This window comes from Hymenobacter monticola (assembly GCF_022811645.1).
Classification (GTDB): domain Bacteria; phylum Bacteroidota; class Bacteroidia; order Cytophagales; family Hymenobacteraceae; genus Hymenobacter; species Hymenobacter monticola.
Map to the genome: position 1 here is coordinate 1,260,382 of NZ_CP094534.1, position 12,321 is coordinate 1,272,702.

The following is a 12,321-nucleotide window of genomic DNA, read 5'->3' on the forward strand; positions in this document are numbered from 1 at the left end:
AATCAATGGTTATAAATGAAAAGCCCTGACTGCTAATCCAGTCGGGGCTTTTCTTATGGTCATTGCTTGGCGCATTGAGTTTGCAACAGTAGCCCCTACCCAGCTAGCAACACCTGAGACAGCAATTGCTACTAAAACAAAGCCCCGGCTGCACAATGCAGCCGGGGCTTTTCACCTTTGCAGGTTGCGCTTGCCTTACAGCGTGCGCTTGATTTCCTTTTCTTCGAAGCCTTCGATGTTGTCGCCTTCCTGCAGCTCGTTGAAGCCTTTGATGGATATACCGCACTCGTAGCCCTGGCGCACTTCGCTCACGTCGTCTTTGAAACGCTTGAGGTCCTGAATGTCGCCGGTGTGCAGCACGATGCCGTCGCGCACCACGCGCACCTTGGTTTTGCGGGTCATGGTGCCTTCCGTCATCATACAGCCGGCAATGGTGCCCACTTTGGTGATGTTGAATACCTGACGTACCTCGGCGTTAGCCACTACCACTTCCTGCACCGTCGGGGCCAGCATGCCTTCCATGGCATCTTTCACCTCATTGATGGCGTTGTAAATGATGGAGTACAGGCGAATGTCAATCTGCTCGTTCTCAGCCAGCTTACGGGCGCTCTGCGAGGGACGCACCTGGAAGCCGATGATAATGGCGTCGGAAGCCGAAGCCAGCAGCACGTCGCTTTCCGAAATGGCGCCCACCCCTTTCGAGAGGATATTCACCTTCACTTCCGGCGTGCTCAGTTTGAGCAGCGAGTCGGAGAGTGCTTCCACCGAGCCGTCCACGTCGCCCTTCACCAAGATGTTGAGTTCCTTAAACGAACCGATGGCCAAGCGGCGACCGATTTCGTCCAGCGTGATGTGCTTCTTGGTCCGGATGGTTTGCTCGCGGGCCAGCTGCAGGCGCTGCGTGGCGATTTCGCGGGCTTCGCGCTCCGTCTCCATCACCTGGAGACGGTCACCGGCCTGCGGGGCACCGGTCAGGCCAAGCACCTGCACCGGCGTAGCGGGCGGCGCGGTCTTCATCTTCTTGCCGCGGTGGTCGGTCATGGCCTTCACGCGGCCGAAGTGCGGGCCGGCCAGAATCACGTCGCCCACGTTCAGCGTACCGGTTTGCACCAGTACGGTAGTCACGTAGCCACGGCCTTTGTCCAGCGAGGCTTCGATTACGGTGCCGATAGCGCCGCGGTCGGGGTTGGCTTTCAGGTCGAGTAATTCGGCTTCGAGCAGCACCTTCTCGAGCAGGTCATCAATACCAATGCCCGATTTGGCCGAAACCTCCTGGCTCTGGTATTTGCCGCCCCATTCTTCCACCAAAATGTTAATCTGGGAAAGCTCCTCGCGGATTTTCTCGGGGTTGGCGGCCGGCTTGTCAATCTTGTTGAGGGCGATGATAATCGGTACCCCAGCAGCTTGCGCGTGGTTGATGGCTTCCTTGGTCTGCGGCATCACCGAGTCGTCGGCCGCTACCACGATGATGGCGATGTCCGTCACCTTGGCACCACGGGCACGCATGGCCGTAAAGGCTTCGTGACCAGGCGTATCGAGAAAAGTGATGGGCTGGCCCGACTTGGTTTTCACCTCGTAGGCACCAATGTGCTGCGTGATGCCGCCGGCTTCGCCCTTAGCCACACTCGCGTCGCGGATGTAGTCAAGCAGCGACGTTTTGCCATGGTCGACGTGGCCCATGATGGTCACGATGGGAGCGCGCGGACGCAGGTCCTCTTCGGCATCGCCGGCGTCTACATCGATTTCCTCTTCCTCGGCCGATAGGAACTCCACGTCAAAGCCGAATTCGTCGGCAATCACGGTAATAGCTTCGGCGTCGAGGCGCTGGTTGATGGACACGAACATGCCCATGCCCAGGCACACCTTGATTACCTCGTTCACATTCACGTCCATCAGCGAGGCCAGGTCATTGGCCGAGATGAATTCGGTGAGCTTGAGGGTCTTGGCGTCGAGCTCGTTCTGTGCGCGCAGGGCCTCGCGGTCCTCTGCAAGCATGCTGCGCTTGTCGCGGCGATACTTGGCGCGGTTGGCCTGGCCGGTGGCTTTGTTGCCGCCGAGCTTAGCCAGCGTGGCCTTAATCTGCTCCTGAATTTGCTTTTCAGCTTGTTCCGGCGTGAGAGCGGGCGCATTCGGACGCGGCGCCGACTGACCGGGGCGCTGACCGGGGCCGCCGGGACGGTTGCCGCCCTGGCCACCACCGGGGCGGTTGCCCTGGTAGCCACTACCCTGGCCGCCCTGACCACCGGCCGGACGGTTGCCCTGGTAACCAGGGCTGGGTGGTGACGTGGTGCTGCCGGGAGGGCCGGGCAGGCGCGTGCGCTTCTTCTGGCCGGGGCCGGCGGGCAAGCCACGCTTGCTCACGTCCGACGATGCAATGGGGCGGGGGCCACGGCCACCCGGTCCGCGCCGGTCATTATTAATAGAAGACAAGTCGATTTTGCCGAGTACCGTGAGGCCTTTCAGCGTGTCCGACTTGGCCACAATGGTGCTGGTGTCTTCCGGTGCTGCAGGCGTTTCGGCCGGGGCAGGTGCCGCAGCAGCGGGCGCGGCGGGCGCAGCAGCTACTGGAGCAGCCGGGGCAGGCGCCGGTGACGGAGCTGCGGGCTGAGGAGCCGGAGCGGGTTCGGCTTTTGCAACCGGCTGCGGCGCTACCGGAGCAGCCGGAGCGGGAGCAGGTGCTTCCACTTTGGGCGTAGCGGGTGCGGGCGTTTCACCCTTTAGAGCAGCGGGGGCAGGAACCGGAGCGGCCGGGGCAGCGGCGGCCGGAACCGGGGCGGCAGCGGGCCGGGGCGGCACCACACGGCCTTTGCTGTCCAGCTCGATTTTACCCAGCACTTTCAGGCCGGGCGCCGAAGCAGGAGCTTGGGCAGCCGGCGTGGGGGCTGGTGCAGGCGCAGCGGGAGCGGCCGCCGGAGCAGCAGCTACCGGAGCAACGGGCGCAGCCGGCTTGGGTGCGGGGGCCGGGGTGGCCACCGGAGCCGGGCGCGGGGCCGGCGCGGGCGCTGGCTTGGGGGCCGCTTCGAGGTCGCTCTGGCGCTTGGCCTGAATGACTTTCTGCGCCTCCTGCCGGTCGTGGGCAGACGCAGCGAATTCTTTCTCAAGCGAAGCAACTTGCTCACCAGTCAGTTTGGTGGTGGGCTTGTTCTCAACTTGTATGCCTTTTTTGGCCAGGGCCTCGACCACCCTGTCCATACCAATGTTCAGGTCTTTGGCCGCCTGTTGTAGCCGTTTCGGGGTTGCTTCCGCCATTCTATCTGTTACTCGCGTACGATACGCTTCTAAGTGCAAAGGTATTACATTAAATCTTGCCAGCAGGGGGCAAATCGTACCTGCTGGCACGATTTGTTACCCTTGCCGTACCGGCCGCGCGGCCGTCATTGGGCTGGCTCGGCGGGAGAGCCTGCGCCCGCTTCCTCAGTCGTTGCTTCGTTTTCGGTGTTCAGCACCGAGTGTTCGGCCGCCGTAGCGGTGGCCGAAGCGTGCGTTACGGCAGCTTCCTCGTTGGCATTATCGCCCGTTTTACCGGCGGCAACGCGGTTTTTGGCCGCTTCCAGGGTGCTGTCGTCGAGGTCCTCGTCGTCGGCAAATTCCTGACGGATGATGCGGTACACGTCGTCCACCATTTCTTCTTCGAGCTCCGTGCGGCGCACGATGTCGTCTTTCTTCACCGCCAATACGGCGCGACCGGTATCGAGGCCAATTTTCTTGAGCTCGGCCAGTACCCAGGGTTCGATTTCGTCCTGGAATTCGTCCAGCGAGATGTCTTCCTCGTAGTCGGTGGCTTCGCGGAACACGTCGATTTCCATGCCTACGAGGCGGCTGGCCAGCTTGATGTTGGCGCCGCCGCGGCCGATGGCCAGGCTCACCTGGTCGGGCTTCATGAATACGGAAACCCGGCCGTTTTCCTGGTTTATCTTCATAGAACCCACCTTGGCCGGCGATAGTGCCCGCGCAATATAGAGTTCCAGATTATCGGTGTAGTTGATGATGTCGATGTTCTCGTTTTCGAGCTCGCGCACCACCGGGTGGATGCGGCTGCCCTTCATGCCCACGCAGGCACCCACGGGGTCGATGCGCTCGTCATAGCTTTCTACGGCCACTTTGGCGCGCTCGCCGGGCTCGCGCACCACGTTTTTGATGGTGATGAGGCCGTCGTAAATCTCGGGCACTTCCAGTTCAAACAAGCGCTCTAAGAAAGCCGGCGCGGCGCGCGAAAGAATGATTTTCGGCGTGCCGTTGATGACTTCCACGCGGTGCACCACGGCGCGCACGGTGTCGCCCTTGCGGAACCGGTCCTTGGGGATTTGCTCGCCTTTCGGCATCACCAGCTCGTTGTCGTCTTTGTCCATGATGAGGGCCTCGCGGCTCCACACTTGGTACACTTCGCCGGTCACGATTTCGCCCACCTGGTCCTTGTATTTCTGGTACAGGTTGTCGCGCTCCAGGTCCTTCACGCGCTGAATCAGCGTCTGGCGGGCCATGAGCACGGCGCGACGGCCGAAATCCTCCAGCTTCACGCCTTCGGCCACGGATTCGCCTACTTCGAAGTCGGGCTCGATTTTCTGGGCTTCGGACAGCGGAATTTTGTCGTGGTCCCAGATATCCTCCGAGTTGTCGTCCACGATTTCGCGGTTGCGCCAGATTTCGAGGTCGCCGTTGTCGGGGTTGATGATGACGTCGAAGTTTTCGTCCTGGTCGTACTTCTTCCGAATCATGGTGCGAAACACGTCGTCCAGGATGCTCATCATCGTGGGCCGGTCGATGTTTTTGCTCCGGGCAAATTCGCCGAAGGATTCAATGAGTTCGTGGCTGTTCATTTTTTGAGCTGTTAGCTAATAGCTGTTGGCTAGTAGCTTTTTTTGAATGGAACAGAACGTCAGCTAACAGCTAGAGGCTATCAGCTAACAGCTTAAATTACTTAAAGGAAATAACAACCTTGGCTTCCTTAATGTCCCCGAAGGAATAAAAAGCGGCGGGCAGGGTGGTTTTCTTGGTTTTTTGCTTGATGACTTCTTCGATTTCGACGCCCTCGGGCGTAGCGGCGGTGAGGGTGCCGGTTTTCTCGGTGCCGTCGTTCAGCTTCAGGGCCAGCGAGCGGCCGATGTGGCGTGCGTACTGGCGCGGGTCGATGAGAGGCTGGTCGGCGCCGGGGCTGGTGACTTCGAGCGAGTAGGCCGACTCTTCGCCGTAGTGCTCGTCGATGCGGCGGGCCAGGCGGCGGCTGATGGTGGCGCACTCGTTGATACCCAGGCCGGTGGGACCGTCGAGGATGACGGTGACTTTGGGCAGCACCGAATCGGAAACGGTGAGGCCCACGAGAAACAGCTCCTGGTCGCCCATGGCGTCGTGGAGCATTTCCAGCAGCAGGTTACGGTCGAAACGCATAGAATTTGAAACAAGCGGGCAAAAAAAGAGGGGACTGCGCGTCCCCTCTTTATCAGATTGAATACCAACTTCGGGGCAAAGGTACGACAATGCGGGGCGGAAAGCAAGGCAGGGCCACAGGAGGCCATTCGAGCCTGCTTTTGATGCTTCGCGTTGGTACACACCAGCTATTTAAAGAAAGTGCTGACTTACCATGACTTTATCAAACTTGACTTCCACTTGGGTAGTTTGGTAGTGGGTCCGCACCTTTGGGAGCACATTCTCACCTTTTTACTTTTCACTTATGCAAACCCGTCAACTGTTTCGCCATCTCGTTTTAGGCTTTGCCGCGGCCCTTACTACTAGCGCTGCCCATGCGCAGGCTACCCCAGCAACTCCGGCCACGCCTGCAACCCCAGCGATGCCGGCCACGCCAGCTAAAGAAAAGCCAAGCCCGGCTGCTACGGCAACGGGCAAAATCGGCAGCGCCGACGTGACGGTGAACTACAGCAGCCCCGGCGTGAAGGGCCGCACCATTTTTGGTGGCCTGGAGAAGTACGGCAAGGTGTGGCGCGCCGGGGCCAACGAGGCTACCACGGTGGAGTTCAGCAAGGACGTGAAGGTGGAAGGCAAGACGCTGCCGGCCGGCAAGTATGGTTTCTTCGTGATTCCGGCCGAGAGCGGTCAATGGACGGTGATTTTTAATAAGACATTTAACCAGTGGGGCGCTTTCAAGTACGACGAGAAGCAGGACGCCCTGCGTGTGATGGTGACGCCCCGCAAAAGCGCCAGCCTGACCGAGCGGCTGGTGTATGAGGTGAAGTCGCCCGGCCTGGTGCTGCGCTGGGAAAACATTGAGTTGCCGGTGGCTATTAAATAACCGTATGGCATGAGTACCCCGAAGCGCTGCTTCGGCCCGTATGAACGTCATTGTTCTAACGGGCCGAAGCAGGAGCTTCGGGGTACTCGTTTTAGCGGCGCGTACTTTTGGCGCCTTCCCCAAACTGACATTTTATGGACTACAAACTCACCCAATACAGCCACGGCGCGGGCTGCGGCTGCAAAATCGCGCCGGCGGTGCTCGACCAAATGCTGCACACCAGCATTGCGCAGCCCCAGCACCCCAAGCTGCTGGTAGGCAATGCCAGCCGCGACGATGCGGCCGTGTTCGACATCGGCGGGGGCCAGGCGGTGATTTCGACCACCGACTTCTTCATGCCCATCGTGGACGATGCGTACGACTTCGGCCGCATTGCCTCGGCCAACGCCATTTCGGACGTGTACGCCATGGGTGGGCGGCCGCTGCTGGCCATTGCCGTGCTGGGCTGGCCCGTGGACAAGCTGCCGCCCGAGGTGGCGCGCCGCGTGCTGGAGGGCGCCCGCAGCATCTGCGCCGAAGCTGGCATTCCGCTGGCTGGCGGCCATAGCATCGACTCGCCGGAGCCCATTTTTGGGCTGGCCGTGACGGGCATGGTCGATATCAAAGACCTGAAGCAAAACGACACGGCCACGGCCGGCTCGGAGCTTTTCCTGACCAAGCCGCTCGGCGTGGGCATTCTAACGACGGCCCAGAAGAAAGGAATTTTACGTGATGAAGATGCGGCCTTGGCCCCGGCCCAGATGATGCAGCTGAATAAGATTGGGGCCGAGCTGAGCAAGCTCCCGGCCGTGACGGCCCTGACCGACGTGACGGGCTTCGGCCTGCTGGGCCATTTGGCCGAGGTGTGCGAAGGCAGCCACCTCACGGCCGAAATCGACTTCACGAAGGTGCCCCGCATTGCAGCGGCCGAGTCTTATTTGAAGCAGGGCAGCGTGCCCGGCGGCACCAACCGCAACTGGGCCAGCTACGGCCATAAGGTTGGTCAGATTACCGACGAGCAGCGCGCCTGGCTGTGCGACCCGCAGACATCAGGCGGGCTGCTGGTATGCGTGGAGCCCGGCGGGCGCGCGGCGGTGGAGGCCGTGTTTGAAAAGCACGGGCTGGCGTTGGAAAGCTTCGGGCACCTGCGCCAGCATCAGGAAGGCGAGGCTTGGGTGCAGGTAAGCGCCTAGGCAAGACGTTGAATGAAGTTCTCCTTCCTCCGTCCGCTGCTTGAGGCGGCCGTGGTCCTGTTGCTGGTGCTGGGCGCGGCGCGGTGGGTAAGCGGGCTGTTTTCCAAGCGCACCCACGTGTACCGGGCCACGGCAGCGCGCCAGCTGCGCCTGCTGTTCTGGCCGTTGCTGGCGCTGGGCGCGGGGCTGAGCGTGCTGCCGGCGGTGGCTGTGGGCGACCAGCCGGCCAGCGGGTTTGAATGGGCCCTAACGGGCGGGTTTCTGGTGTTTACCTTGCTGCTGAGCGGCCCGGCGTTGCTGCTGCACCTGCGCTATTGGACCCTCAACCACGAAACCACGCTGGTTTTTCAGCCCGCTGAAAACCGATTTGAAGTGTATGAAGCGGGGCTGCGGCTACCATTTGAGCGGCGCGATTTGGCCTGCATCGAACGGGTGACGTGCCGAGCCCAGCGCACCTTTTGGGCGCGCTACGACTACCTACAGTTGCACTTAGCGGATGGACGCGTCATTACCCTCACCTCGCTGCTCACCGAGCTGGAGCCGCTGGCTGGCTTTCTGCGAAGTGTGCCCACTGAGCGGCGTGCTGCCTATTGGTGCTGGGTGTAGAGGATGACAGCCGAGTAAACACGTTACTTCTTTCGGTATAACCCCGGCGTGCCCGTCGGCTCATATGGACCAAAGACGCCGGGCAGCAACTGTTTGAGGCGCGGCACGTGGCGGCCTTGGTCGAGCAGATAGGTGGGCAGGTTTTCGCCCATCTTCTGGGCTATGCGCACCACAGCGGCGTACTCGTTGAGGTGGCCAAAATCGGCTTGCGAGAGCGACCAGTCGAGGTAGGGCGTGGCGGGATGGTTGTGGAAGTAGGCCCGGTCATCGGGGCCGAGGATGAGCAGGCTCTGGTCGTGAAGGGTCGCGTAGCGCGGGTCCGGCGCCAGGCCGAAGCGGCTTTCGGCGGGCATGTTCAGCAGGCTTTCGAGGCGGGGCACGTGTGCCCGGTAGCGCAGCACCACGGCCGCATTGATGATGAGCAGCAGCAGCAGTTCCTGCAACAACGGCCGGGGGCTGCGCTGCCACAAAAACAGGCTGAAGTAGGCCAGCGGCGTGAGCAGCAGCACCAGCACGCCCGGCGCCGTGCCGCGCTCCACAGCGGCCGTGGCAATGGCCACCACCAGCCACACCAGCATCAATTGCCGAAACTTGGCCTGAAACACCAGCCCCAACGACGTGCCCAGCGAGCGCAGCAGCGCCAACGCCAGCACCACGCCCGGCACAATAAGCAGGCGCAACTGCAAGCCCGCCGGCAGCCCGCTGGCAATCAAATCGGTGAGACCTGGCTGCAGGTGAAACTGCACGAACCCCGGCAACGCCCCGGTGTAGAAAAAAAACGTGGCCACCAGCGCGTACGGGAAGAAAAACCCGCACAGCAGCAGCAAGGAGCTCCGAAAAGAATTAGCCGCGAAAATCACCACCGCAAACAAGCCTACCACCAGAAACAAAGCCAGCGGCAGGTAGCACAGTGCCCCCAACCCAATCAGAAAGCCCGCCCGAAACAGGCGGCGGTTGTCGTAGCCCTCGCGCGAGGTGGGCAGCAGGGCGCTCAGGGCAAACACCACGAACGTGTTGCCCAGCAGCAGCGGCGACAGTGCATCCAGGTCGGTGCTGATGCTGCCCACCAGCAGGTAGGTGAGGGCGGCCAGGTAGCCGCGCTCGGGGTGCACGTCGTAGCGGTTGAACACGAGGTTGAGCCGCAGTGCCTGCACCAACAAGAGCAGCAGCGCCACCACCCTGTAGAGCCACACCGGCCGGGCCAGCACGGCCTCGAGCCCCCCAAAAATGGCTGCTGCCAACGGCGCGGTGCCGTCGTAGAGGTCGCGGTAAGGCAGGGCGCCGCCGTGCAGGCGCTCGCCCACCAGCAGGGCGCGCAACTCGGCGGCCGTCACGGGCAGGCCCGCCCACAGCAGCGGCAGGCGCAGGGCCAGCACCAGTATCAGCAGGGCCAGCAGCTGGGCAGGCAGGGAGCTTTTAAAAAAGCGGAGCAAGCGTTATGGTATGAAGGAGGGTATGGGGCAGGAGTTGCTGGCAAAGGTATTCTTTGGCTGCAAGCCTGACCCACATTGCTGTCATCCAATTTCAAACTCCTACCCTCTTACACCCATACCCTCCTACCCTAAATCGCCACGTATCTTTGCTAGTCATTATGGAAAGCAAACGACAACAAAAAATGGCCAGCCTGCTGCAGCAGGAGTTGGCCGCCGTGCTGCAGCGCGACTTGCCGCACCTGTTTGGGGGCGGCTTGGCGCCCAGCATCAGCGCCGTGAAGGTGACGCCTGACCTGGGCCAGGCCCGCGTGTACCTCAGCCTGCTGCTGGGCAACGACGCCGCCGACCGCCTGGAAATCATCAAGGACAACGCCAAAGAAATTCGCCATGCCCTGGCCAAGCGTATCCGCCAAACGGCCCGCGTGGTGCCCGAGCTCATCTTCTTCCACGACGACAGCGCCGCCTACGCCGCCCACATGGACCAGGTGCTCGGTACCCTCGACATTCCGCCTGCCCCCAAAGACAGCAACGAAAACGACGACGACGACAAACCCGCCCGCCCGCGCCTTTTCAATTAGCAAATGGGTAAGTGAGTAAATGAGTAAAGTGCCCTGACGCGCCATGCGGTTGGCCACTTTACTCATTTACTCACTTACTCACTTACCCATTTACCGACTTGTACTACGACCCGATTAAGAAGACGCTCGGCCAGGTTTTCAACCGCACGCCGTGGCTGCGCCGCCTGTTTTACCACCTGCTCGATTTGCTGCTGCTGCGTACCTGGCACGTGCACCGCGAGCTGCGCCGCTGGGCCAAGGGCCGTACCCAGGAGCCGCTGAATATCCTAGATGCCGGGTCCGGCTACGGCCAGTACACCTACTGGATGAGCGGCCTGAGCGACAAGTGGAACATTCTGGCCGTGGACGTGAAGGAAGACCAAGTGGCCGACTCAAACGCGTTTTTCCGCCAACTTGGGCGGCGCAACGTGCAATTCGCCGTGCAGGATTTGGTGCTGTATCAGGAGCCCAACTCCTTCGATTTGGCCCTGTCCGTCGACGTGATGGAGCACATTCTGGAAGACGTGGAGGTGTTTCGCAACATCCACGCTTCGCTCAAGGACGGCGGCATGCTGCTCATTTCGACCCCTAGCGACCAGGGCGGCTCCGACGTGCACGACGACGGCGAAACCAGCTTCATCGAGGAGCACGTGCGCGACGGCTACAACATCCGCGAAATCCAGCAGAAGCTCACTACGGCCGGTTTTGAGCGCGTGGAAGCCCGCTATTCCTACGGCGAGCCCGGCCAGATTTCGTGGCGCCTGAGCATGAAGTACCCCATTTTGATGCTCGGCAAGTCGCGCCTGTTTTTTATCCTCCTGCCGTTCTATTACTTGGTGGTGTTTCCCTTCTGCCTGCTGCTGAATTGGTTTGACGCCCGCACCACCCACGACTCCGGCACCGGCCTCATTGTGAAAGCCTGGAAATAGCGCCAACGCGCCGGGTCCGGCAAGCGTTAGCCCGTATTCAATAGTTTTACCCGAAATTGCTTTCCTTCCGACAGCCCGCTTCTCTGCCCGCTAACCCCCATTTGTGAGAGTTCCCCTCCTCATTGCCCGGCGCTACTTCCGCTCGAAGAACAAGCGCAACATCATCACCATCATTTCCAACATTTCGATGATTGGCGTGGCGGTGGGCACCATGGCGCTCATCATTGTGCTGTCGGTGTTCAACGGGCTGGAGGACTTGGTGCGCACGCTCTACGGCAAGTCGGACCCCAACCTCGTGATTTCGGCTGCCAAAGGCAAGGCTTTCCCGGTAGACCGTGCTTTCCTGGTGAAGCTGGAAAACACGCCCGGCGTGGCCCTGCTCACCGAAGTCATCGAGGACAACGCCCTGCTGCAGTACCACGACCGCCAGATGGTGGTGAAAATGCGCGGCCTTTCGGACAACTACTTCGGCCAGAGCCAGATTGACGCCAACATTCGGGAGGGCGACCACCGCCTGCGCCGCGACAGCCTGGAGCTGGCCCTGGTGGGCGCCGGTGTGCAGCACGAACTCAGCATTACGCTGAATAACCGCTTGGCGCCTATGCGCCTGCTCTACCCACGCAACACGCCTGGCAAAAAAGCCCTCAGCACCGACCCCAGCAACGCATTCAACGAAGAAGACCTGATTGCGGGCGGCGTGTTCCTCATCGAACAGCACATCGACGACAGCTACATTTTCGTGCCCCTCGAATTTGCCCAGCGCCTGTTGGGCTACAGCAACCGCCGCACGGCCCTCTACGTGAAGGTGGGCCAGAGCTTCGAGATTGAGCAGGTGAAAAACCAGTTGCGCAAGATGCTCGGCCCCGAATTCAAGGTGCAGGACTCCGACGAGCAGCACGTGAGCTTGTTCAAGGCCATCAAGGTGGAAAAGCTGTTCGTTTTCATCACCTTCACGCTCATTCTGCTCATTGCCTCGCTCAACATCTTTTTCTCGCTCTCGATGCTCGTCATCGACAAGAAAAAGGACATTGCGGTGCTGCTGGCCATGGGCGCCAGCCAGAAAACGGTGCGCCGCACCTTCCTCTACGTGGGCGCTATTGTGGCCTTGGTGGGCGCGGCCACGGGCCTCGTGCTGGGCGTGACCCTGTGCTGGCTGCAGCAACGCTTCGGCTTTGTGAGCATGGGCATGGCCACGAGCGTGGTGGACGCCTACCCGGTGAAAATGCAGGCTTCGGACATTGTTTTCACGTGCATGTCCATCATTTTCATCACGCTGGCCGTGAGCATCCGGCCAGCCCTGAACGCCAGCCGCCTGGACGTGCGCGAGAATTTATAAGCCCGGCCGCATCCTGGCGGGCCAACGCCCGTAAGCGCTAAGCC

At 61.1% G+C, this 12,321-nt stretch carries 9 protein-coding genes and 1 pseudogene; 6 read left to right on the forward strand and 4 right to left on the reverse strand.

Annotation, left to right across the window (positions count from 1 at the left end):
- Positions 1–195 precede the first annotated feature (195 nt).
- The 3 genes and pseudogenes from infB to MTP16_RS05355 all read right to left on the reverse strand — a co-directional run bounded on the left by infB (position 196) and on the right by MTP16_RS05355 (position 5,385).
- Positions 196–3,249, reverse strand: a complete 3,054-nt coding sequence (gene infB / locus MTP16_RS05345) for a translation initiation factor IF-2 (protein WP_243516544.1) — start codon at positions 3,247–3,249, stop codon at positions 196–198.
- Between the two features lie 335 nt (positions 3,250–3,584).
- Positions 3,585–4,817, reverse strand: a pseudogene (nusA, locus tag MTP16_RS05350) (transcription termination factor NusA); the annotation flags it as partial.
- Positions 4,818–4,914: 97 nt separating this feature from the next.
- Positions 4,915–5,385, reverse strand: a complete 471-nt coding sequence (locus MTP16_RS05355; protein WP_243516546.1) for a ribosome maturation factor RimP — start codon at positions 5,383–5,385, stop codon at positions 4,915–4,917.
- 400 nt (positions 5,386–5,785) lie between these two features.
- Between MTP16_RS05355 and MTP16_RS05360 the strand changes: the two genes are divergently transcribed.
- The 3 genes from MTP16_RS05360 (at position 5,786) to MTP16_RS05370 (ending at position 8,022) form a co-directional block, all read left to right on the forward strand.
- The gene (locus MTP16_RS05360; RefSeq protein ID WP_243519981.1) at positions 5,786–6,244 is read left to right on the forward strand and encodes a DUF2911 domain-containing protein; all 459 of its coding nucleotides are present in this window, start codon (positions 5,786–5,788) and stop codon (positions 6,242–6,244) included.
- Between the two features lie 134 nt (positions 6,245–6,378).
- Positions 6,379–7,416 (forward strand): selenide, water dikinase SelD, encoded by a 1,038-nt coding sequence (gene selD, locus MTP16_RS05365; RefSeq protein ID WP_243516548.1) that lies wholly within the window; start codon positions 6,379–6,381, stop codon positions 7,414–7,416.
- Positions 7,417–7,428: 12 nt separating this feature from the next.
- Positions 7,429–8,022, forward strand: coding sequence for a hypothetical protein (locus tag MTP16_RS05370; protein WP_243516550.1), 594 nt, complete (start codon positions 7,429–7,431; stop codon positions 8,020–8,022).
- Between the two features lie 23 nt (positions 8,023–8,045).
- On the opposite strand, the gene MTP16_RS05375 is transcribed toward MTP16_RS05370, so the two are convergent.
- Complete coding sequence (locus MTP16_RS05375; protein WP_243516552.1) at positions 8,046–9,455, reverse strand: hypothetical protein; 1,410 nt, start codon at positions 9,453–9,455, stop codon at positions 8,046–8,048.
- 158 nt (positions 9,456–9,613) lie between these two features.
- Here MTP16_RS05375 and MTP16_RS05380 point away from each other — a divergent pair, with 158 nt between their 5' ends.
- From MTP16_RS05380 to MTP16_RS05390, 3 genes are all read left to right on the forward strand, one after another.
- A complete protein-coding gene (locus MTP16_RS05380) occupies positions 9,614–10,033 on the forward strand; it encodes a ribosome-binding factor A (protein ID WP_243516554.1) in 420 nt (139 codons plus the stop codon).
- A 98-nt stretch (positions 10,034–10,131) separates the two neighbouring features.
- Complete coding sequence (locus tag MTP16_RS05385; protein WP_243516556.1) at positions 10,132–10,941, forward strand: class I SAM-dependent methyltransferase; 810 nt, start codon at positions 10,132–10,134, stop codon at positions 10,939–10,941.
- A 103-nt stretch (positions 10,942–11,044) separates the two neighbouring features.
- Positions 11,045–12,277 (forward strand): ABC transporter permease, encoded by a 1,233-nt coding sequence (locus MTP16_RS05390; protein WP_243516558.1) that lies wholly within the window; start codon positions 11,045–11,047, stop codon positions 12,275–12,277.
- The last annotated feature ends 44 nt before the right edge of the window (positions 12,278–12,321 follow it).